The sequence below is a fragment of the Mycobacterium interjectum genome (assembly GCF_900078675.2).
GTDB classification, from domain to species: domain Bacteria; phylum Actinomycetota; class Actinomycetes; order Mycobacteriales; family Mycobacteriaceae; genus Mycobacterium; species Mycobacterium interjectum.
This window is the reverse complement of sequence record NZ_LT546237.1, coordinates 4213575-4234597: the sequence shown is the minus strand read 5'-3', so window position 1 is coordinate 4234597 and position 21023 is coordinate 4213575. Positions and strand designations below refer to the sequence as shown.

The window sequence follows — 21023 nt, the reverse complement described above, 5'->3', positions numbered from 1 at the left end:
GCCGACTTATGGCGGACAGCGAATCCACCGCGCCCGAGGTAAAAGAGCTTGCGGAAGGGTTGCACCGTGCGCTGTCCAAATTGTTTTCGATCCTTCGCCGCGGGGACCCGAGCGGCGTCGTGGCCGGCGAGCTGACCCTGGCGCAGCTGTCCATCTTGATCACCCTGCTCGATCAGGGCCCCATCCGGATGACCGACCTGGCCGCGCACGAACGGGTACGGACGCCCACCACGACTGTGGCGATCCGCCGACTGGAAAAGATCGGGCTGGTAAAACGCTCGCGCGACCCGTCGGACCTGCGTGCGGTGCTGGTCGACATCACGCCCCGAGGACGGGCCGTGCACGCCGAATCCCTGGCCAACCGGCATGCCGCGCTGGCCGCGATGCTCAGTCAGCTTCCCGAGTCCGACCTGAACACGCTGACGAAGGCGCTGGCGCCGCTGGAACGCCTGGCCTCCGGCGAATCGGGCCCGGCCGGAGAGCCACCTGCGCGCAAGCAGGCGTGAAAGCGACTGGTCTGCAACGCAATTGGTAAGGCTCGGTAGGCTTCCCGTACGCTAGGTGGCATGCCCACCGCACTCATTACGGGCGCGAGCGGCGGTATCGGATCCGCTATCGCCACAGCGCTGTCGGAAACACACACCCTGCTGCTGGCGGGCAGGCCCTCAGATCGGCTCGACGCCGTCGCGGAACGGCTCGGCGCTACCACTTTTCCGCTGGACTTGACCAACACCGACGAGATCGAGGCCAGCTGCGAAATCGTCGACGAACTAGACGTATTGGTGCACAACGCGGGGGTATCCATCCCTGGGCACGTCGCCGAATCCCATGTGGACGAGTGGCGCGCCACCTTCGCGGTGAACGTCTTCGGGGTTGTGGAACTGACGCTGGCGTTGCTGCCGGCGCTGCGACGGGCCAAGGGCCAGGTAGTATTCATCAATTCCGGTGCGGGGCAGTCGGTCTCGCCGAGTATGGCCTCCTATTCGGCGAGCAAGTTCGCGATGCGGGCCTTCGCCGACTCGTTGCGCGAAGACGAGCCTGACTTGCGCGTGACCACGATCTACCCCGGCCGTACCGACACCGGGATGCAACGCGAGCTCGTCGCGTTCGAAGGTGGACGATACGACCCGGCCGACTTCCTGCGCCCGGAGACGGTCGCGGCGGCGGTCGCCAACGCGATCGCCACGCCGCCCGACGGCCATGTCCACGAGGTGGTGCTCCGGCCGGGCAAGCGATGACCTAAACGACCAGGTTGACGAGCCGGCCGGGCACCACGATCACCTTGCGCGGAGTGGCGCCGGACAGGAAAGCCTGAACCTTGTCGTCGGCCAAGGCCGCGGCTTTGAGCGCATCGTCATCGGCGTTGGCGGCCACCACCACTCGGCCACGCACCTTCCCGTTCACCTGCACCGGGTATTCCACGGTGTCTTCGACGAGGTAAGCGGGGTCCGCCTCCGGGAATGGCCCGTGCGCCAGCGGGGCGCTATGGCCCAGCCGTGACCACAGTTCCTCGGCCATGTGCGGGGCGAGCGGTGCCAGCATGAGCACCAGCGGCTCGACCGCCGCGCGGGGCGCCGCGTCGCGGTGCTCTTTGGTGAGGTGGTTCGTGTACTCGATCAGCTTGGCCACGGCGGTGTTATTACGCAGTGCCGCATAGTCTTCGGAGACCCCGGCGATAGTGCGGTGCAGCGCGCGCAGCGTGCCCGTGTCCAGCGGTTGATGGCTTGCGCCGTCGGCCACCCGCGTTTCGCCGGTCTGCTCGTCGATCACCAGCCGCCACACCCGCTGCAGGAAGCGGTGCGCGCCGACGACGTCCTTGGTGGCCCACGGGCGCGACGCCTCGAGGGGACCCATCGACATCTCGTAGACCCGCAGCGTGTCCGCGCCGTACTCGTCGCAGATCTCGTCGGGCGATATCGAGTTCTTCAGGCTCTTACCGATTTTCCCGAACTCCTGGGACACTTCGATCTCGCCGTCGGGGCCCGGGTAGAAGAACCTGCCGCCGCGTTCGATCACCTCGTCCGCCGGCACATATGACCCCCGCGGGTCGGTGTAGGCGAAGGCCTGGATGTAGCCCTGGTTGATGAGCCGGCGATACGGCTCGCGCGAACTGACGTGGCCCAGGTCGTAGAGCACCTTGTGCCAAAACCGCGCATACAGCAGGTGCAGCACCGCGTGTTCGGCGCCTCCGACATACAGGTCGACCCCGCCAGGGTCCTGCGGGCCGTACTCGGCCGGCCGCGGGCCCATCCAGTACGCCTCGTTTTCCTTGGCGCAGAACCGCTCTGAATTGTGCGGATCGGTGTAGCGCAGTTCGTACCATGAGCTGCCGGCCCACTGGGGCATCACGTTGGTGTCGCGGGTGTAAGGCTTCAGACCGTCACCCAGATCCAGCTCGACGTGTACCCACTCGGTCGCCTTGGCCAGCGGTGGCTCGGGAACGCTCCCGGCATCGTCCGGGTCGAACAGCACCGGCGAGTAGTCGCGGACATCGGGGAGTTCGACGGGCAGCGCGGCCTCGTCGAGCGCATGCGGGCGCCCATCGCCGTCGTAGACGATCGGAAATGGCTCGCCCCAGTACCTTTGTCTCGCGAAAAGCCAGTCGCGCAGTTTGAATTCGATGCGCGCGCGACCGCGTCCGTCGGCGTGAAGGTGGCGGGTGATCGCTTGCTTGGCGGCCGCCACGTCCATTCCGTCGAGGTAGCCGGAGTTGACCAGCACACCGTCGCCCGCGTGCGCGGCCTGCGTAATATCGCCGCCGGCAATGACTTCCACGATCGGCAGGCCCAGCTCCCGGGCGAAGTCCCAGTCACGCTGGTCATGGCCGGGGACCGCCATGATCGCCCCGGTGCCGTAGCCGGCCAGTACATAATCGGCGATGAAGACGGGCACCGGTTTTCCGTTGGCCGGGTTGGTGGCGTAGCCGCCGAGGAAGACGCCCGTCTTCTCCCGGCTTTCCTGGCGTTCGAGGTCTGACTTCGCGCCGATCGCACGGCGGTAGGCGGCCACGGCCTCGGCCGGCGTGGCGGCACCGTACGTCCAGCGCGGGTCGGTGCCGTCGGGCCAGGCGGTGCCGACCAGTTCGTCGACCAGGTCGTGCTCGGGGGCCAGCACCAGGTACGTCGCACCAAACAGCGTGTCGGGCCGAGTGGTGAATACCTCGATATCGACCTTTGAGCCACGTCGTTCGCCATTGGAGATAGCCGCCGAGAACAGCGCCTGCGCGCCCGTGGAGCGACCAATCCAGTTGCGCTGCATGGTCTTTACCCGATCGGGCCAATCCAGCACCTCGAGGTCGTCGAGCAGCCTGTCGGCGTAGGCGGTGATCCGCATCATCCATTGCCGCAGCCGTTTGCGAAATACCGGGAAGTTGCCTCGGTCGCTGCGGCCGTCGGCGGTCACCTCTTCGTTGGCCAGCACGGTGCCCAGCCCGGGGCACCAATTCACCATCGAGTCGGCCCGGTAGACGAGTCGGTGGCCGTCGATCACGTCGGCCCGCTCCCCCGCCGACAGCCCGGCCCAGTCCCGCCCATCGTCGAGACGACGCGCCCCGGAATCGAACTCGGCGACCAACTCGGCGATCGGTCGTGCCTTATTGGCGGCGGTGTCGAACCAGGCGTTGTAGATCTGCAGGAAGATCCACTGGGTCCACTTGTAGAACTCGACGTCGGTGGTGGAGAAGCTGCGCCGGCTGTCGTGGCCGAGGCCCAGCCGACCGAGCTGGCGCCTGAAGTTGACGACGTTGGCCTCGGTCCTGGTGCGCGGGTGCGTGCCGGTTTGCACCGCGTACTGCTCGGCCGGCAGCCCGAAGGCGTCAAAGCCCAACGCGTGCAGGACATTATGGCCGTTCATCCGGAAGTACCGGGCGTAGACGTCGGTGGCGATGTATCCCAACGGGTGGCCGACGTGCAATCCATCGCCCGACGGGTAGGGGAACATGTCCTGCACGAACAGCTTGTCGGCGGGTACTGGCGTCCCGTCGGCGGGAGCCAGGTCTCCTACCGGGTTGGCCACGTTGAACGTCCCGAGCTTTGCCCAGTTCTCCTGCCACGCGCTTTCGACCCGGCCCGCCAGTGCCGCGGTGTAGCGATGCGGCGGCGCATCGGAGTCCGGCGCGGCGGCGCCGGAAACGGTGGTCGGGGATTCGGTCACCTGAACAGGGTATAAGGACCGCCTCGCCGGCCCCGCCGGCCACAGGTTGGTCTCGGTTGCGTTGCGCACCGATCAGAGGTTCATCCCAGGTCGGTTTCGGCCCTGTTCAGCGGGTTTGACCTCTGGTTACAGTCGGCCTCTAACCACGTGGCCGAGCCGTTGGGAAGGATCACGCAGATGATTCAGATCACCCGTACGTTGCGGGTACTCGCAGGGGGTCTGGCCGCCGGCGGGATCGGTGTCACGGCATTCGCGGGCGGCACCGCATCGGCCGATCCCTCGCTCCCCGCCCCACAGCCCGCGCCGGTCGTCGCTGCGCCGGCGCCCGCGCCGCAAAACGTCGTGGCGGCACCCGGGCAGCTGCCCGGCAACAGGTTGCTCGCCACTCCCCCGGCGGCCAACCCGTTTGTACCGCCGAATGCCGCCGCAGCGCCCGCCGCGGTCGCGCCGGCGGTCCCCGCGCAGACCCCCGCGGTTACGGGCACGCTGCGCGACTACCTGCAGTCGAAGGGCGTCAAGCTCGAGGCGCAGAAGCCCCAGGGCTTCAAGGCGCTCGACATCACGCTGCCGGTTCCGCCTCGCTGGACCCAGGTGCCCGACCCGAATGTGCCCGACGCGTTCGCGGTGATCGCCGACCGGCGCGGGGCCAGCATTTACTCGTCAAACGCGCAGGTGGTGGTGTACAAGCTGGTCGGGAACTTTGATCCGAAAGAGGCCATCAGCCACGGCTTCGTCGACAGCCAGCAACTGCTCGCGTGGCAGACCACCAACGCCTCGATGGCCGACTTCGGCGGCTTCCCGTCGTCGGTGATCGAGGGCACCTACCGCGACGGCGACATGATGCTCAATACGTCGCGCCGCCACATCATCGCAACCTCCGGCCGGGACAAGTACCTGGTGTCGCTGTCGGTGACCACCGATCGTGCGGTGGCGGTCGCGGATGCGCCGGCCACCGACGCCATCGTCAACGGCTTCCGCGTGACCGCACCCGGAACCGCCTCCCCCGCCCCCGCCCAGGGGCCCGGTGCGTCGCCGGTCGGGCTTCCCGCGCAAGCGGCGGCGCCGCCGGTGGCTGTTCCCGCGCAGCCGGCGGCGGCACCGGTCGGGCTTCCCGCCCAGCCGGCCGCGCCCTACCCAGCGGCCGCCAGCAGGCCGACGCCGAACCTCTTGACGATGGTGCCCGGGCTGCCGCCGCTGCCGAACTTCTCGTTCCTGCAGCACTAACAGGGCCGTCGAGCCCGCCGCGCGGCCGGGCGGCCGGGCTCGTATTGTGAGGCCATGTTGATCGCGGGGTTGGTGTGCATGTGTGCGGCGGTGGCCTCCGCCGGGTTCGGGACCTGGTCGCTCGCCCACAATCAGACGGCTGACGGCGCCACCGCCCAGCTCGCGCTGCGCGCCATGGCGCCCACCCAGCTGGCGGCCGCGGTGATGCTGGCCGCCGGCGGGGCCGTCGCCCTGGCCGCCTCCCCCCACACCGCTCTGGTCGTGCTGATCGTCTGTGTCGCCGGCGCGCTCGGAACCCTGGCCACCGGGTCGTGGCAAAGCGCGCGCTTCGCGCTGAGCCGGGAAGCGGCGGCGGCCGGTTGCGCCGGCAGCTGCGCCGTCTGCACGCAGTCCTGCTACTGATCCGATGGTGCCGGCCCGCTAGAGCCGTCATGGTGAAGCGGCCGGCGGTGGCTATTTGCAGCGGCGACAGTCGTTTTGACCCTGCTGCCGCGGATGATCGCGCGGCGTGCCGGCGAGCCTAGTTTCGGCTCACATCGATCGGGTGGCTCGCGAGCAAGGAAAGCGGCAGCGGCTGGCGACGCAGCACCTGCCCCCACAGGTCGGCCCTCGGCCCGATCAGAACATCGGATGGCAACGCGGACAGCACAATCCAGTCGTCGCGCTCGATCTCACCCTCGAGCTGGCCGATGGTCCAGCCGGAGTACCCGGCGAAGATGCGCACCCCCTCCACCAGCGGGGCGATCAGGTCGGGCTCGGCGTCCAGGTCGACCATCACGATCCGGCCGTCCACATGCCGCAGGCCCGGCACCCCTTGCGGATCGGCGCCGGTGCGCAGCGCCGCCAGGCACAGGGCCGCGTCGCGCTTGACCGGCCCACCGATGAACATGGTCTTGGGTTTGGCCGACAGTTTGGCCCACTGCGGCAACACGTTGTAGACCGCGGTCTCGCTGGACCGGTTGAGCACGACCCCCAGTGTGCCGCCGTCGTTGTGCTCGACGATGTAGATCACGCTGCGCCGAAACGTGGGCTCGAGAAGATCGGTGTTGGCAAGCAGGAGAGTGCCCGCACGAACCCGCTGCGCGGCGGGTGCGACGTAGTCCTCGGGGTCTTCGGGAGGCATCACACCATCATCGCACCTTCGCTTCGCGGCCCGGTGTAATCAAGCGTGGCGCACGAATATTTGTACTGTTGGTGAAACCCAACCCTGGAAGTCGGTGCTGTGATTCAACCCCGGACGCACTCGCGCGCATCCGCCGACCTGTGGCGGTCGGTGCGCGGCCTGCCGGATTTCTGGCGGCTGCTGCAGGTACGCATGGCGAGTCAGTTCGGCGACGGGCTGTTTCAGGCGGGGTTGGCCGGAGCGCTGTTGTTCAACCCGGATCGCGCCGCCGACCCGATGGCCATCGCACGCGCGTTCACGGTGCTGTTCTTGCCCTACTCGTTGCTCGGACCCTTCGCCGGCGCGCTGATGGACCGCTGGGATCGACGGCTGGTGCTGGTGGGCGCGACGGCGGGCCGCCTGATCCTCATCGCGGGGATCGGCACCATTCTGGCCGTGCGCGCCGGCGACATGCCGCTGCTGATCGCGGCGCTGTTCGCCAACGGCCTGGCCCGGTTTGTCGCGTCCGGGCTGTCGGCGTCATTGCCCCACGTCGTGCCGCGCGAGCAGGTGGTGACGATGAATTCGGTTGCCACCGCTTCCGGCGCCGTCGCGGCCTTCCTGGGCGCCAACTTCATGCTGGTGCCGCGCTTCTTCGCCGGCGCCGGCGATGGGGGAGCGGCGGTGATCATCTTCATCACCGCGATTCCCGTTTCCATCGCGTTGCTGTTGGCGTTGCGGTTCGGCTCCCGCGTGCTGGGCCCGGATGACACCAAGCGCGCGATCCATGGACCGGCCGTCTACGCGGTCGTCACTGGCTGGCTGCACGGCGCGCGCACGGTTGTGCAGAGCCCGACGGTTGCTGCCACCTTGGCGGGCCTGGCCTCTCATCGGATGGTGGTCGGGATCAACTCGCTGGTGATGCTGCTGCTGGTGCACCACCTGCCGGGCCGGGCGACCGGAGGCCTGGGTATCGCGTTGGTGTTCTTCGCCGCTTCCGGTCTCGGCGCCTTCCTCGCCAACGTGTTGACGCCGTCGGCGATTCGCCGCTGGGGCCGCTACGCCACGGCGAATGGCGCGCTGGTCGCGGCCGCGCTCATCCAGCTCCCCGGTGCCCTGCTGCGTCTCCCGCTGATGGTGGTGTGCGGCTTTTGCCTCGGCGTCGCCGGTCAGATGGTCAAGCTGTGCGCCGACTCCGCGATGCAGATGGACGTCGACGACGCGCTGCGCGGGCACGTGTTCGCGGTGCAGGATGCGCTGTTCTGGGTGGCGTTCATCGTCGCGATCACGGTGTCCGCCATCTTGATTCCCGACGACGGGCGCGCGCCGGTGTTTGTGCTCTTCGGGACGGTGCTGTATCTGATCGGGCTCGCGATGCACAGCGTCATCGGGCGTCGCGGGCAGCCGGCCGGCAATCGCTAAGGTACGTAGCGTGACCGCTGCCGAGCCGATGGTGGCCGACCTGCGCGCCGAAAGCGACGACCTGGACGCGCTGGTGGCGCCGTTGCCGGCCGACCGCTGGGCGGATCCGACGCCGGCGCCGGGCTGGACCATCGCCCACCAGATCGGGCACCTGCTGTGGACCGACCGGGTCGCGCTGACCGCCGTCACCGACGAGGCAGGATTCGCCGAGGTGTTGGCGGCGGCTCAGGCCGACCCGACCGGCTTCGTCGACGCGGGCGCCGAGGAACTGGCGGCCGCGGCACCGGCCGAACTGCTCGCCGATTGGCGGGCCACCCGCGCTCGGTTGCACGAGGCCCTGCTGGCGGTGCCCGACGGCCGCAAGCTGCCCTGGTTCGGGCCACCGATGAGCGCGGCGTCGATGGCGACGGCCCGGCTGATGGAGACGTGGGCGCACGGGCTCGACGTCGCCGATGCCCTCGGCGTCAAACGGCGAGCCACCGAGCGCCTCCGGTCGATCGCGCACATCGGGGTGCGCACCCGCGATTACGCCTTCGTCATCAACAACCTGATGCCGCCCAGCGACCCGTTCCACGTCGAGCTGCGCGGACCCGGCGGCGACACCTGGTCCTGGGGCCCGCCGGACGCCACCCAGCGGGTCACGGGCTCCGCCGAGGACTTCTGCTTCCTGGTGACGCAGCGGCGTCCGCCGGGCGCGCTGGACGTCACGGCGCACGGTCCCGACGCGCAGCGATGGCTGGAGATCGCTCAAGCCTTCGCGGGGCCGCCCGGCCCCGGTCGATGAGCCGCCTACAGCGCGCCCGCCGGCTCGTTGAGCTTGTGAAACCACGCGAGGTGGTAGTTCGCCGACACCAAATCCCCGGCCACCGCGCCTTCGGTGGCGGCCAGTAGCAGGCAGTTGAGGAAGAGCGCGGGGTCGATGTTCGGATACTGGATCACCAGCTGATAGCGCGCCGTATCGAGATGCACCCGGAGCAGATCGATCTCTTCTTCCGCCACGCCGGTTCCGGCGGCCGCGGCGCGGGCCAACGTGTGCACCATCCGCGGCAACCCGTCCCGCCAGTGCGTGGCCTGGCTCAACTCCCAGCCGAGACCGTCCACCGCGGGCAGCTCGCGGGGCTGCGCCGAGGCCGCCGTCTCGGCGAAGTCATTCAGCCGGCCCAGGGAATCGCCGGGGGCGTAGGTGCGGGCCCGCCGGGTTTCGCCGACCAAGGCCGCGACCTTGCCGGTGCGTCGCCCCGGTTCCAATAACCGCACGCCCTCGGGAAGCGCGATGCCCGGCGGTATCCAGCCGTGGGCAAAGTCGGTGACCAACACGGTGCTGCCGTCGGGGCGATCGCCGATCGCCCAATTCAGGCGCGGCTCTTGATGGACCACGAACGCGAGGAGGCGCTGCAACCGTTCGTCGTCGGATTCGCTTGCCCTCGCGGCCACCGGGATTTTCTCGGTCGGGCCGGGCCGCGGGCCGGCGATCGCCTCCTCGGAGGCCCGGTGACGACCCTCCGAGGCGTCGTGCTCCTCCTCGTCTGCGGCCGCGACGGCTTCCGGAGGGGCGGGAGCAGCTTCGGTGACCACGGGGATGATCTGCGTCGTCTCGAGACCGGCGCCGTCAGGGGGCGCCCCGGGCTGCACGGCGTGCACATGGCGAATCGCCGACTCGACCCGCCGCACCGCGCGCGCCCGGGCATCCTCGATGACCCTGGCTTCCTCTGCCCGTCGGACGAATTCGGGCATGTCCGCTAGCCGGATCTTTCTGAGCTCGTCGTTGGCGCTTCGGGTGATGCGCTGCAGGTCGTCCCTCAGATACTCTGCGAGAGTGGAGGTTTCGGCGGTGGTCGCGGACAATTCGGCAGGCCAAAGTCCGCCCGTCACCCAGGGGGTGCAGTCCACGGGAGAGCTGAAGGCCGGAATAGTCAGCGATTCCCGGGTAGCTCTCCGGAGGCGCTGGCGCGCCGCTATTCGACCGAAGATCGCCACTGGCCAAGCCTACCGGCATCCGTCGGGTCGTCTATTCGGTCAGTGAATTGTGCTGCTGCGACGGCCTGGGTAGCGTGGGGACATGGCTGATTCTGCGCTGCAGCAGCAACTCGACGAGGTGCGCGCCCTGCTGGCCCGCGCGCGAGAGTTGTTCGGCCCCAATCCCGTCGAGCCGCCCACGGACATCGCTCCCGATCCCGACAGCGCCAAGACCTGGCTGGTTTAGGCGCGACGCCGCAACTTGTGCGCCAGGAGCTTTTCGATCGCCGCATCGAGGTCATGCGGGCTGGGCACCTCCATCGACGGGGTATGGCCGGCCGCCACGATCTCGTCGCGAACTTCCAGCAGCGCTTTGAGGCAGGACACGTCGGCGGTCAACAGGATTCCCTGCGCCAGGGTTTCGGCGTCGGTGTCCATCGCCTCTTCACTCAGCGCGACGCTGTGCATGTACCCGCCGCGGCAGGAGCGGACCAGGATGTGCCCGCTCGGGTGGACGGTGTCGAAGGCGGGATTGGCGTCCGTCACCGACCCCCGTCAACGATGCCGCCGAAGTTTCGTGCCGCCTCTTGCTCGTGCTCTTCCCACATCGCCGCCGACACGCTCAGTTTCTCCGCGATGTCGGCGTGGTCGTCGGCTTGCTGTTCGTAGCACTGGCGCCGCAACTCGAGCAGTTCGCGTCCGGCATCGCGCAGTTCGCCGAAGACCGGCCCGAGCGAGTCCAGGCTTTCCTGGATCGCAGCGTGCGAAGACGGAACGGTGCGCAGATAATCGGAGGTCTCCTGGTGATGCGCAGCGGCTTCGCGTAAGTGCGCGGGCACCACACGGATTGGTTCTGCCATCTGCTCTCTCTCCTACTCGGTGCACCGCCGCGGGAGGGCGGGGCCATCACTATTGTCAGGTGGCCGACGTGGCCGCCGGCCCGGTGGGTGTCGGTGTGTGCGGCTCGACCGGCGGGCTCGCGGGCGCGCTCACCGCCGGTGGATGCTCCCAGCCTAGAAAGTTCGGCCCGCTCACGGTGGCGATGCGCTGAATCTGGCCGTCGAGAAGGGCCTTCTCATGCCCGAGGGCGAGCGCATGACGATCGGTGAGGATGCCGATATCGCCGGGCGTCGCCTGCAGCGCGTCGATGGGATTGGGGACCGCCGTTCCCGGTGGGGGGATGGTAATTCCCTGCTGATGGAACGCATCTGGGATCGGGGCGCCACCGACGGCGGCTTGGATCGCCGCGGCCAGTTGTGGGCTGGCCGCCGTGACCGTATCACCGTCGGGCAGGGTAACCGCCGTGGGGCCCGCCAGTGGCGATTCGGGTCGGTCCGTTGCAACGTCCTGTTCATGGGCCTTGTCCTCGTCGTCGCCGTGCGGGTCGTCAGGGTGGTCGCCGGGTTCGGGGTCAGCGGATCCGGACGGCCTCTCCTCGCCGACGTCCTGCAGGCCGGGTAGCGGGAGGCCGCCCAGACCGCCCGGTATCGGCGCCCCGCCAAAGCCGGGTATGGCGGGTATTGCCGGGGTCGTAGGCATAGCCGGCGCCGCGGGGGCGGTGGCGCTCCCCCCCGGCGACGGTGCGGGGAGATCACCGGTGGGCGGCCCGGGGTCGTCTGCAAACATCGAGTCCGGCGGCGGGTCCACGCCGGGATCGTCGATTGGCTCGTCGGCGGCGCTGTCGGCGGGCGCGGCAACGGGAACGGCGGGCGCGGCCGGACGCTCGTCGGGGGCGTGCCTGGAGGCGTCGTACAGCGACGTCCATGCGGCCATCAGCGCCGATTTCGACGTGTCGTCCAGGCTTGCGTTCAGGACGACCGCGCGGATGTCCCTGAGCTTGCCGATCAGGAACCGCTGGAAATCGCGCGCCCCGGCCGGGGTGTCGAGGTCCGATCGCGTCAGGACCGCGACTTCGGTTTCGCGCTGCAACTTGCTCAGCGCTTCTCTGCCCTCGACGGCGTTCAGGTGGGCGTTCAGGATGGCGTTGATCACCTGCATGTCGAGCTGAGAGCTGGCCGAATTCTGGTGTGCCAGAGCGGCTTCGGCGTCTATCATCGCCTCGGCGGCCTGACCCTGCCCGCGGTCGGGCTCGGGTGCGCCCGGGGGCGGACCGCCCGGCGCCGTGGCGCCGAACAGGCTCGAATGCTGCTGGCGGATCTTGCGCACGATCGCCTCGAGCGTCTCCGGCCGGGTGGTCGGGGTCATCACCGCGGCCACCTCGTCCGGCGCCAAACCCGTCTGCCACCCGTTCGGATCTCCGGTGCGCTCCCGGACGTACGTGATCGCGTTGATCAGCTCGTCATACGTCGACATCGGTGGCGCGCCCCTCCATGCCGGGCGACAGTACCCAGGCACGTTCCAGCCGACAATTCACCCCGACGCGCCTGTGCACCACCGAGCGGGGAGGGGGTCGCGGCTAGTCAGCGGGAACGGTGTACTGTGCGCGCAGCCCTTCCAGGACAGCCCTTTTCGCGCGTCCGAGTTCGCGGGCATCGGCCACGACCCGCGCGATCTCGCGTTGCTTATCCAGCAGAAACCGGCGCAGTTCGCGCGCCCCCAAGGGGGTGCCGGCCGCAAGGTCACCGCGCTGAAGGGCGGCACGGTCGATCTCCTCGGCGATCGCGTCGAGTCGCCTGACGCTTTCCCGGGTGGCGGCATGAGCGCTGGCGAGCACCTCGGCCAGCACGCGGTCGGCGTCGGAGGCGGCGCTGTGCCGGCCGGCCAGCGCCGACTGCCGCGCCTGGATGGCGCCCAGCGAGGGTCCGGAACGTTCGGGCGCGGATTCATCTGTCATAACGGCCGCCGAATCGCAATGTTGGTGCCCAGCCGACTGATTCGCACTGAGGCGCCCGCGTAGGGCGCCTCGACAACGAGGTTGTTGCCGATCGCCAGCTGTACGTGTCCGGCGTGGGGGAAGACGAGATCGCCCGGCCGGACCAGCGAGCGGGGCACCGCAACCCCCTCGTTGATCTGCTGATAGGTGGTGCGGCCCAGGTGAACGCCCGCCTGCGCGTAGGACCACTGAACCAACCCGGAGCAGTCGAACTGGCCGGGTCCGGTCGCGCCCCAGACGTATGGGCGCCCCAATCGCGACAAGGCCGCGCGCACGGCCACCGCGGCGCGCCCATTCGACGCCGGCGGGCCGGGAAAACGATGGTGTGTCAGGCCATACCGCAGCGCCCGCAGCGCCGTGGAGTGCCGGCGCGCCTTCAGGCGGGCCGACAGGACGTGCGCCCGCTGCGCGCGCAGCCGGGCCACGCGGCGCCGCATCGCCTCGCGCTGGGCCATCGGCGTCAGGGGAATCGGAGTCGCGGCGGCGTCGGCACGGGCCTCGTCGAGCACGGATTTGGTGCGGTCACGGGCCGCGGCGCGGTCCTGGTGGGCGCGGGCGATGACCCCGGCGGCTTGAGCATCCGTGCGCGCCGCCGACTGCAGGCGATGCTCACTTTGGGCCACCGCCAGCCGGTAAACACCTTGTGCCACAACGCTATTGATGTCGGCGCCAGATTGCAGCGACTCGCGGTGATGGGCGGTGCCCGCATCCAGCGTCGGTGGGCTCGTGCTGTCGCCAAAGAGTCGATGGCCGCGGGTCAGCACCTCGATTTCGCTCTCGGTCACGACGCCTCCTCGCCGCCATCGCGATCCGGGTCCGCCCCGCCGGACGACTCGACGGCCTCGGCGAAGGCACGGACGCGGGGGAGCGCCCCCGGGGGGATCACGCCCCGGTTGCGGATGTCCCACATGTCGTCGGTGCCAACGCCGACGAGCGCCGCGATGACCGTCTCCGGCAACGACGACTGCACGCACGCGCGATCGAAGCGCGCGCTCAAGCTGGTGGGCATCCGTTCCAGCAGTGCCGTGCGCGTCGCCTCGAGAGCCTGCAGATGCTCCATGAGCCGGCCCGTCGAGTCGGCGCCGGCGTTGACGGCCACCCGCCATGAGCTGGCGGCCAGCATCTCCGCCTTCACGCATTGAGCGATCACAGACAGAATATACGTCTCATATTCGTTTGATGTCGTCGCCGGCAGCCGATCGATGACGGATTTGAGCGCGTCGAGTTGAGCTTCGGCGTAGCCCTCCAGGACTTCGGTGTCGCTGTGGCGGTCGACCACCACCGCGCCGGCGGCCCGCGCAGGCCCCCTGTCGACCGGCTGCGCTGCCATCAGCCGGGCCAACTCGGCATCCGGGTCGGCGGCCACCAGCAGCCGAGAGTAGGTGCCCGGCGGTAGGCCCAGCCCGTTCTCGACCTTCTGAACTGTGCTTTTGTGCGGCTTACGGGCGCCGCGCTCGAGGAAGCTCAGCCCCATGATGCTGACACCCGTCGCGGCGGCCAGCTCTGCCAGCGACCAGTCGCGGGACTCACGCAACGCGCGGATTGCCGCGCCGGCCGATTCACGGCTCACCGCACGCTCCGGCCATAGGCCGGATATTACACACGGCATCGGGCTGCCCAGCGAATATACGTTTTTATCACGTTTCTCTTGCGCGGGGAACGTATCTATGTATACGCTTTTGCCAACGTTTCACCGCTGGAGAAGGAGACCGACATGGGACACCCCTGTGCAGCCAACCCGGAACTGTGGTTCGGCTATCCCGACGACGACGGTGGCGACGGCGCGGCGAAAGCGCGGGCATACGAGCGGTCCGCCACCGAGGCGCGGATCCAGTGCCTGCGCCGCTGCCCGCTGGCGCAGCAGCGGCGGTGCGCCCAGCACGCCATCGCCCACCGCGAGGAGTACGGCGTCTGGGCCGGCGTCAAACTGCCCGGCGGCCAGTACCGCAAGCGCGAACAACTCGCCCGCGCCCATGACGTGCTGCGCCGGATCGCCGCCGGCGAGATCAATGCACGGCAGCTGCCCGAGAACGCGGCGCTGTTGGCGCGCCACGAGCATGACGCGGTTCTCGTCGCCGCGGTGGTGTTGCACCTGCCAACCGCACAAGTGGGGCCCCGTTCCGCCGCCTGACAGTTTGCTGACCCAGCCGACGGGGTAGACCGGCTTGACACGACCGACTCTGTTTACCCCGAGGCGGATCTATGACGTTCGACCTGACACCAACGGCGGCACAACACGACCTGGCCCGGCGCACGCACGAGTTCGCCGAAGAAGTGATCCGACCCGTGGCGCTCCATTACGACCAGCGCCAGGAATTTCCCTGGCCGGTGCTGGAGGAGGCCGCCCAGCGCGGCTTCTACAGTCCGCTGTTCTACCGCGACCTGATCGGTGACCCGACCGGCATTTCGCTACCGATGTTCATGGAGGAGCTCTTCTGGGGCTGCGCGGGAATCGGATTGGCGATCGTCATGCCCGCGCTGGCACTGTCGGCGATCGGTCAGGCAGCGTCGCCGGAGCAAATGCTCGAGTGGGCACCCGAATGTTTCGGGACCCCAGGCGATATCAAGCTTGCCGCCCTGGCGATCTCCGAGCCCGAGGGCGGCAGCGATGTCCGCAATCTGCGCACTCGCGCGCGCCGCGACGGTGACGACTGGATCATCGACGGGCACAAGATGTGGATCGGCAACGGCGGCATCGCCAATGTGCATGTGGTCAACGCGGTCGTCGATGAGGAACTCGGGCACCGCGGTCAAGCGCTGTTCGTCGTGCCCGGCGGCACGCCGGGGCTGAAGCTGGTCCGAAAGCTCGACAAGCTGGGTTGCCGTGCGTCTCACACCGCCGAATTGCTGTTCGAGGGGGTGCGCGTTCCGGGAGCCAATCTGCTTGGCGGAGAAGAGAAGCTCGAACACAAACTCGCCAAGGCCCGCGAGGTGGTGGCCGGTGGAAAGCGATCCGGCTCGGCCACGTTGGGCACCTTCGAGCAGACCCGCCCCATGGTCGCCGCCCAGGCGATCGGGATCGCCCGCGCCGCATTGGAGTACGCGACGTGGTACGCCACGGAACGAGAGGCCTTCGGCGGCCCGATCATCGACAACCAGGGCATCGCGTTTCCGCTGGCGGAGCTGGCCACCGAGATCGACGCCGCCCGGCTCTTGACCTGGCGCGCCTCCTGGATGGCGGCCAACAACGTCCCGTTTGAGCGCGGCGAGGGCTCGATGTCGAAATTCGCGGCCAGCGAGGTCGCGGTGAAGGCCACCGAACGGGCCGTCCAGACGATGGGCGGCTGGGGCTACATCACCGATCACCCGGTGGAGAAGTGGTATCGGGATGCCAAGCTCTACACCATCTTTGAGGGCACCAGCGAGATTCAGCGGATGGTCATCGCCAATGCGCTGGGCGCCGCGGTGGGAACCCCGCCGCTGCATGTGGTGATCGAGCCGACCGGTGGCCCGCTGAACCGGCTATTCGGTCGCGGCACCCCGCTGCGATCCCGCGCCGCCGACGCCGCGCTGTCGATGCAGGACCGCGTCCCCGACCCGGTCATGCGGCTGGCGATGAAGGTGCTGCGGCCGCCGGGCCGGTGAGGCCTCCCACGAGGCGTAGCGTCGGTCGGGTGAGCAACCTCGAGACCGCGCCGGTCGAGGTCGCCTGCCGCGCATCGGGCGCCGTCGGTGTCGAGGTTTTGCATCCACGCGAAGTTCCGCTGGGCGGCCCGAGGGCGATCCCGGTTCACCGCACGCTTCCGCAACGGCACCGCTCGCTGGTCGGCGCCTGGTGCTTCATCGACCACTATGGCCTCCCCGAAGACCCCGTGCCCGCGCGCATGGACGTCCCGCCACATCCACACACCGGATTGCAAACGGCGAGTTGGTTGTTCGGCGGGGCGGTGGAGCACCGCGACAGCGGCGGAGTTCATGCGCTGGTCCGGCCCGGCGAGCTGAACCTGATGACCGCGGGCGCGGGCATTTGTCACTCCGAGGTGTCGATCGGCTCGGACGCCGCGTTGCACGGGGTGCAGTTGTGGGTCGCGCTGCCCGATTCGCACCGCGACACCGGCCGCGACTTCGCCCACTATGCGCCCCCGCCGATTCCGCTGCCAGGGGCGGTGGCACGCGTGTTTCTCGGGGAGCTGGCGGGCAGCCGCTCGCCGGTGCGCACGTTCACGCCGCTGCTCGGCGCGCAGCTCGACCTGGAGCCGAACGCCGCGCTGGACATCGAGGTCGATCCGGCATTCGAACACGGCCTGCTCTGCGACGCGGGACCCGTCGCGATGGGCGGGACTACCCTGGAGGTCGCCGACTTCGGCTACCAAGCAGCGGGCAATTCGATTGTGCCCTTGCACAACCCCGGTGACCGGCCCGCTCGGGTGCTGGTGCTGGGCGGAACACCGTTCGCGGAACAGTTGGTGATGTGGTGGAACTTCGTCGGGCGCAGTCACGACGACATCGTCGGCTACCGGCGACTGTGGGAGGACGGCGCCGATCGCTTCGGCACCGTCGCTGGCTACCGGGGTTCGGTCACGCGACTGCCCGCCCCGCCGCTGCCGACCACCCGGCTGCGGCCTCGACCGGCACCGCATAGAAGGGAACACACATGACCGCCGACAAGACCGGCGCCCCGACCACCGTCGCCGCGGAGGAGGGTCGGTACACCATCTCGGTCGAGGGCAAGCCCGTCGGCCTCGCCGACTTCGCCGACCGGGGCGATCAGCGCGTCTTCTACCACACCGAGATCGACCCCGCGTATGGCGGACGGGGCCTGGCCACCATCCTCGTCGAGGAGGCGCTGAACGCCGCGCGCGACGACGGCAAGCGCGTCGTCCCCGTGTGCTCCATGGTGGTCACGGTGCTCAAGAAACACCCCGAGTTCGACGACATCACCGACCCCGTGACCGCCGACGTCCACCGGTGGCTGCGGTCCTAGCCGGCCCGCTTACTTGCCGGTGCGCTCGCGGTGCTTGCACCCGGGCCAGCAGCACGGCCGGCGCTTGCCTTCTTCTAGCTCCTCCTGCGTTCGGCGGATGCGCCGCTTTCGGGTCGCGTCTTGTTTGGCGTCCTCGACCCAGCAGATGAACTCGTTGCGCGCCAAGGGCGTAATGTCCTGCCAGGCCGCCAACGCCGTCGAGTTCGCGCTCAGCGCCGCACGCAGGTCTGCCGGCAATCTGTGCACCACTCCGCCGGGGACTCGGTTGCTGCTCACCGGGCTAGGGTAAGGCGACCCAGCCCGAGGAGGCAGCAGTGAGCACGCATGAGGTCCGGATGATCGTGTTGTCGACCGACGACCTGGATGAGTCGGTCCGCTTTTACAGCGAGACCCTGGGAATGCCGCTGAAGTTCCGCGACGGAGCCCATTTCGCCGCGCTCGACGGCGGGGCGGTCACCCTCGCGCTGGCGACCGCGGTGGACCACCCCATACCCGGCCAGGTCGTCGTCGGGATCAAGACCACTGATGTCGATGCCGCAGCCAAGGCGGTCGAGGCAAGTGGTGGCGGCATCGTGACAGGCCCGTACGACGATGCGCACGAGCGGCGCGCCGTGGTCTACGACAACAAGGGCAATGGCCTGGTCTTCTACAGCCCGCTGGCCCGGTGAGACAAGTGTTAGCGTCATCGGCGTGACCCTTAAAGACATCGCCCTCACCACGCTCGACGGCAAGCCGACGACCCTGGCCGAATTGTCCAGCGGCGCAACGCTGATCGTGAATGTCGCCTCCAAGTGCGGACTGACTCCGCAGTACACCGCGTTGGAGAAGCTGGCCAGGGACTACCGCGACCGTGGCCTGACGGTCGTCGGCGTTCCGTGCAACCAGTTCATGGGCCAGGAACCGGGCACGGCCGAGGAGATCCAAGAGTTCTGCTCGACGACCTACGGGGTGACGTTTCCCTTGCTGGCCAAGACCGACGTCAACGGCGAAGACCGCCACCCGCTGTACGCCGAGCTGACCAAAGCCACCGATTCCGACGGCTCAGCGGGCGACATTCAGTGGAACTTCGAGAAGTTTCTGATCAGCCCCGACGGTGCGGTGGTCAATCGGTTTCGTCCCCGGACGGAACCCGACGCGCCTGAGATCATCGGCGCCGTCGAGGCCGTGCTGCCACGGTGAATCTCGGGTCGGTCATCGCCCGCTTCGTGCCCCAACTGAGTGGAAAACGTTAAGGCCACGAACTCTTTCGAGTTCGTGACCTTGAGGCGTGCAGTTCGTGGAACCGCTCACCGGTGGGCGAAGGGGGACTTGAACCCCCACGTCCCGAAGGACACTGGCACCTGAAGCCAGCGCGTCTGCCATTCCGCCACTCGCCCGGAAAACAACCGATGGACCATACCACTCTAATCGCCGTCTGCCCCAATCGCCTTGGCGGGACCGGGCGCCGGTCGCGGCGCCCCGCGAACGCTGCCATATGGCGTTGAACTGCGCGGATGCGATTCTCAGAATTCCCACGGTGCCGCACCGTCGCGGTGTCCCGATAACATGCTGGGGTGAGCCAACAAGCGGGCGGTTCGTTTGCCTCGCGCCCGCGACACACCACGGCAGCTGCGGGCGAGCGCTGAAAGATGAGTAGCCAAAAGGGGCTCGTTCAGCGCATCGAGCGCAAGCTCGAGGCGACGGTGGACAACGCGTTCGCCCGGGTCTTCGGCGGATCGATCGTGCCGCAAGAGGTTGAAGGGTTATTGCGCAGGGAAGCCGACGACGGGGTGCGAGCGCTGCGAGGGAATCGTCTTTTGGCCCCCAACGAATACATCATTACCCTCGGTATGCACGACTTTGCGAAGGTGGGAGCCGACACGGATCTCACGTCGAACGCTTTCGCGAGGTACTTGGCCGACTATATCTATGAACAGGGGTGGCAAACGTATGGTGATGTGGTCGTCCGGTTCGAGCAGTCGTCGAGCCTGCATACCGGTCAGTACCGCGCCCGCGGTGCTGTCAATCCCGATGTCGAGCCCCGCCCGACCGTCATCCACCCTCTCCGGCCACAATCAAATCACGCGTTCGGCGCAGAACGAGGAGTAGCAGCAATGACTGACAATTCGAGCTACCACGGGGGTCAGGGGCAGGGCCGGCCTGGCGACGAGTACTACGACGACCGTTACGGGCGCCCGCAAGACGAGCCGCGCGGCCCGGAGCCGCAGGGCGGACCGGAGCCCCGAGGGGGCTACCCGCCCGAGCAGGGCGGCTACCCGCCGCCGGGCGGCTACCCGCCACCGCGTCAGCCCGAGCAGGGCGGCTACCCACCGCCGGGCGGCTACCCCGAACAGGGCGGCTACCAAGAACAGCGCGGCGGCTACCCGCAACAGGGCGGCGGCTACCCCGAACAAGGCGGCTACCAAGAACAGCGCGGCGGCTACCCCGAACAGGGCGGCTACGACCAGCGCGGGTACCAGGCGCCGGGCGGCTACCCCGACCAGGGACAGGGCGGCTACCCGCCGTCCTACGAGCAACGTCCGCCTGCGGCGGGCGGCTACGGCGGGCAGGGCTACGGCCCTGGAGACCAGGGCTACCGGCAGGGCGGTGGCTACGGACCGCCCGGCGGCGGTCAGCCCGGTGCCACCCAGCAGGCGTATGGGTACGGCGAGTACGGGCGTGGGCCGGCTCGCCCGGAGGAGAGCGGCTATGCCCCGCCGGCGCCGCAGGGCGCGCCCGAGCAACAACGTCCGGCTTACCCGGAGCAGGGCGCCGGATACGACCAGGGCTATCCGCAGGGTGGTGGCTACGGCCAGCAGGACTATGGCCCGGGTGACTACACCCAGTACGCAGAAAGCGTTCCGGGCGGCGGATATGCCCCACAAGGTGGCGGCTACCCCGAGACCGCCCACCGCGACTACGAGTACGGCCAACCCGCCGACTACGGCCAGCCCGCCGACTACGGCCAGCCCGCGGAGTACGGCCAGCCGGCGGAGTACGGCCAGCCGGCGGGCGGCGGCTACGGCGGTTACGGCCCGGGCGGCTACGGCGCCGCCGGAACCTCGGTGACGCTGCAGCTCGACGACGGCAGCGGCCGGACCTACCAGCTGCGCGAGGGCGCCAACATCATCGGCCGCGGCCAGGATGCCCAGTTCCGGTTGCCCGACACCGGGGTCTCGCGGCGGCACCTGGAGATCCGCTGGGACGGTCAGGTCGCGCTCCTTTCCGACCTCAACTCGACTAACGGCACCACCGTGAACAACGCGCCGGTACAGGAGTGGCAGTTGGCCGATGGCGACGTGATCCGTCTGGGCCACTCGGAGATCATCGTTCGCATCCACTAGACGCACCGGGCTCAAAGCTGCCGTGCTTCGCCCCGCGTCGACGACCGTCCAAGTATCGTGACGTTGCCGATGTGCTCGGTGTCACGG

General features: G+C 68.8%; 24 protein-coding genes and 1 tRNA gene. 14 read left to right on the top strand and 11 right to left on the bottom strand.

The annotated features are described in order from the left end of the window. The first annotated feature begins 8 nt into the window (after positions 1-8). Together BN4348_RS54980 and BN4348_RS54975 are read left to right on the top strand one after the other, a co-directional pair. A complete protein-coding gene (locus BN4348_RS54980; RefSeq protein WP_066917089.1) occupies positions 9-506 on the top strand; it encodes a MarR family winged helix-turn-helix transcriptional regulator in 498 nt (165 codons plus the stop codon). A 60-nt stretch (positions 507-566) separates the two neighbouring features. Next, positions 567-1238, top strand: a complete 672-nt coding sequence (locus BN4348_RS54975; RefSeq protein WP_066917088.1) for an SDR family oxidoreductase — start codon at positions 567-569, stop codon at positions 1236-1238. Position 1239: 1 nt separating this feature from the next. On the opposite strand, the gene leuS is transcribed toward BN4348_RS54975, so the two are convergent. Further along, entirely contained in the window at positions 1240-4152 is a 2913-nt protein-coding gene (gene leuS, locus BN4348_RS54970; RefSeq protein ID WP_066917087.1) for a leucine--tRNA ligase, read from the bottom strand. Positions 4153-4329: 177 nt separating this feature from the next. Between leuS and BN4348_RS54965 the strand changes: the two genes are divergently transcribed. Next, a complete protein-coding gene (locus BN4348_RS54965) occupies positions 4330-5376 on the top strand; it encodes an LpqN/LpqT family lipoprotein (RefSeq protein WP_066917144.1) in 1047 nt (348 codons plus the stop codon). Between the two features lie 54 nt (positions 5377-5430). Next, the gene (locus BN4348_RS54960; RefSeq protein ID WP_066917086.1) at positions 5431-5778 is read left to right on the top strand and encodes a hypothetical protein; all 348 of its coding nucleotides are present in this window, start codon (positions 5431-5433) and stop codon (positions 5776-5778) included. Positions 5779-5896: 118 nt separating this feature from the next. Here BN4348_RS54960 and BN4348_RS54955 read toward each other — a convergent pair whose 3' ends face one another. Then, positions 5897-6499 carry a YqgE/AlgH family protein gene (locus tag BN4348_RS54955; RefSeq protein ID WP_096866328.1) on the bottom strand — a complete coding sequence of 201 codons (603 nt, stop codon included), beginning with the start codon at positions 6497-6499 and terminating at the stop codon, positions 5897-5899. An 84-nt stretch (positions 6500-6583) separates the two neighbouring features. On the opposite strand from BN4348_RS54955, the gene BN4348_RS54950 reads away from it, so the two are divergent. Both BN4348_RS54950 and BN4348_RS54945 read left to right on the top strand, forming a co-directional pair. Then, on the top strand, positions 6584-7900 hold the full coding sequence (locus BN4348_RS54950; RefSeq protein WP_096866224.1) for an MFS transporter: 1317 nt from the start codon (positions 6584-6586) through the stop codon (positions 7898-7900). A gap of 28 nt (positions 7901-7928) precedes the next feature. Beyond that, positions 7929-8684, top strand: a complete 756-nt coding sequence (locus tag BN4348_RS54945) for a TIGR03084 family metal-binding protein (protein WP_096866327.1) — start codon at positions 7929-7931, stop codon at positions 8682-8684. A 5-nt stretch (positions 8685-8689) separates the two neighbouring features. Here BN4348_RS54945 and BN4348_RS54940 read toward each other — a convergent pair whose 3' ends face one another. Beyond that, entirely contained in the window at positions 8690-9877 is a 1188-nt protein-coding gene (locus BN4348_RS54940) for a DUF5631 domain-containing protein (RefSeq protein WP_066917082.1), read from the bottom strand. Positions 9878-9959: 82 nt separating this feature from the next. Here BN4348_RS54940 and BN4348_RS60585 point away from each other — a divergent pair, with 82 nt between their 5' ends. Then, positions 9960-10103 carry a hypothetical protein gene (locus BN4348_RS60585; RefSeq protein WP_167670485.1) on the top strand — a complete coding sequence of 48 codons (144 nt, stop codon included), beginning with the start codon at positions 9960-9962 and terminating at the stop codon, positions 10101-10103. On the opposite strand, the gene BN4348_RS54935 is transcribed toward BN4348_RS60585, so the two are convergent. The 6 genes from BN4348_RS54935 to BN4348_RS54910 form a co-directional block, all read right to left on the bottom strand. Continuing rightward, on the bottom strand, positions 10100-10402 hold the full coding sequence (locus BN4348_RS54935) for a DUF2694 family protein (RefSeq protein WP_066917081.1): 303 nt from the start codon (positions 10400-10402) through the stop codon (positions 10100-10102). The genes BN4348_RS60585 and BN4348_RS54935 overlap by 4 nt on opposite strands. Beyond that, positions 10399-10716, bottom strand: coding sequence for an ESX-1 secretion-associated protein (locus BN4348_RS54930; protein WP_066917080.1), 318 nt, complete (start codon positions 10714-10716; stop codon positions 10399-10401). The genes BN4348_RS54935 and BN4348_RS54930 overlap by 4 nt, the downstream gene beginning before the upstream one ends. A gap of 55 nt (positions 10717-10771) precedes the next feature. Further along, complete coding sequence (locus BN4348_RS54925; protein WP_066917079.1) at positions 10772-12169, bottom strand: DUF4226 domain-containing protein; 1398 nt, start codon at positions 12167-12169, stop codon at positions 10772-10774. A gap of 103 nt (positions 12170-12272) precedes the next feature. Then, positions 12273-12650, bottom strand: coding sequence for a DUF4226 domain-containing protein (locus BN4348_RS54920; RefSeq protein ID WP_066917078.1), 378 nt, complete (start codon positions 12648-12650; stop codon positions 12273-12275). Continuing rightward, positions 12647-13474, bottom strand: coding sequence for a C40 family peptidase (locus BN4348_RS54915; protein ID WP_066917077.1), 828 nt, complete (start codon positions 13472-13474; stop codon positions 12647-12649). The genes BN4348_RS54920 and BN4348_RS54915 overlap by 4 nt, the downstream gene beginning before the upstream one ends. Then, positions 13471-14259: a helix-turn-helix domain-containing protein gene (locus BN4348_RS54910; protein WP_066917076.1), complete on the bottom strand. Its 789-nt coding sequence runs from the start codon at positions 14257-14259 to the stop codon at positions 13471-13473. Before BN4348_RS54910 ends, BN4348_RS54915 begins: the two co-directional genes overlap by 4 nt. Before the next feature lie 144 nt (positions 14260-14403). On the opposite strand from BN4348_RS54910, the gene BN4348_RS54905 reads away from it, so the two are divergent. The 4 genes from BN4348_RS54905 (at position 14404) to BN4348_RS54890 (ending at position 17613) form a co-directional block, all read left to right on the top strand. Further along, on the top strand, positions 14404-14820 hold the full coding sequence (locus tag BN4348_RS54905; protein ID WP_066917075.1) for a WhiB family transcriptional regulator: 417 nt from the start codon (positions 14404-14406) through the stop codon (positions 14818-14820). Positions 14821-14891: 71 nt separating this feature from the next. Continuing rightward, on the top strand, positions 14892-16274 hold the full coding sequence (locus BN4348_RS54900; RefSeq protein ID WP_066917074.1) for an acyl-CoA dehydrogenase family protein: 1383 nt from the start codon (positions 14892-14894) through the stop codon (positions 16272-16274). A gap of 29 nt (positions 16275-16303) precedes the next feature. Continuing rightward, a complete protein-coding gene (locus BN4348_RS54895) occupies positions 16304-17287 on the top strand; it encodes a pirin family protein (RefSeq protein WP_066917073.1) in 984 nt (327 codons plus the stop codon). Continuing rightward, a complete protein-coding gene (locus BN4348_RS54890; protein WP_066917072.1) occupies positions 17284-17613 on the top strand; it encodes a GNAT family N-acetyltransferase in 330 nt (109 codons plus the stop codon). The genes BN4348_RS54895 and BN4348_RS54890 overlap by 4 nt, the downstream gene beginning before the upstream one ends. Before the next feature lie 9 nt (positions 17614-17622). Here the strand turns inward: BN4348_RS54890 and BN4348_RS54885 are convergent, their stop codons facing one another. Next, positions 17623-17889, bottom strand: a complete 267-nt coding sequence (locus BN4348_RS54885) for a YdeI/OmpD-associated family protein (protein ID WP_066917071.1) — start codon at positions 17887-17889, stop codon at positions 17623-17625. Positions 17890-17927: 38 nt separating this feature from the next. Between BN4348_RS54885 and BN4348_RS54880 the strand changes: the two genes are divergently transcribed. Then, complete coding sequence (locus tag BN4348_RS54880) at positions 17928-18281, top strand: VOC family protein (RefSeq protein ID WP_066917070.1); 354 nt, start codon at positions 17928-17930, stop codon at positions 18279-18281. 22 nt (positions 18282-18303) lie between these two features. Further along, positions 18304-18792, top strand: coding sequence for a glutathione peroxidase (locus BN4348_RS54875; protein WP_066917069.1), 489 nt, complete (start codon positions 18304-18306; stop codon positions 18790-18792). Between the two features lie 114 nt (positions 18793-18906). On the opposite strand, the gene BN4348_RS54870 is transcribed toward BN4348_RS54875, so the two are convergent. Continuing rightward, positions 18907-18989, bottom strand: a tRNA-Leu gene (locus BN4348_RS54870). A 252-nt stretch (positions 18990-19241) separates the two neighbouring features. Here BN4348_RS54870 and BN4348_RS54865 point away from each other — a divergent pair. Beyond that, positions 19242-20936: a DUF3662 and FHA domain-containing protein gene (locus BN4348_RS54865; protein ID WP_066917068.1), complete on the top strand. Its 1695-nt coding sequence runs from the start codon at positions 19242-19244 to the stop codon at positions 20934-20936. Positions 20937-21023 lie beyond the last annotated feature (87 nt).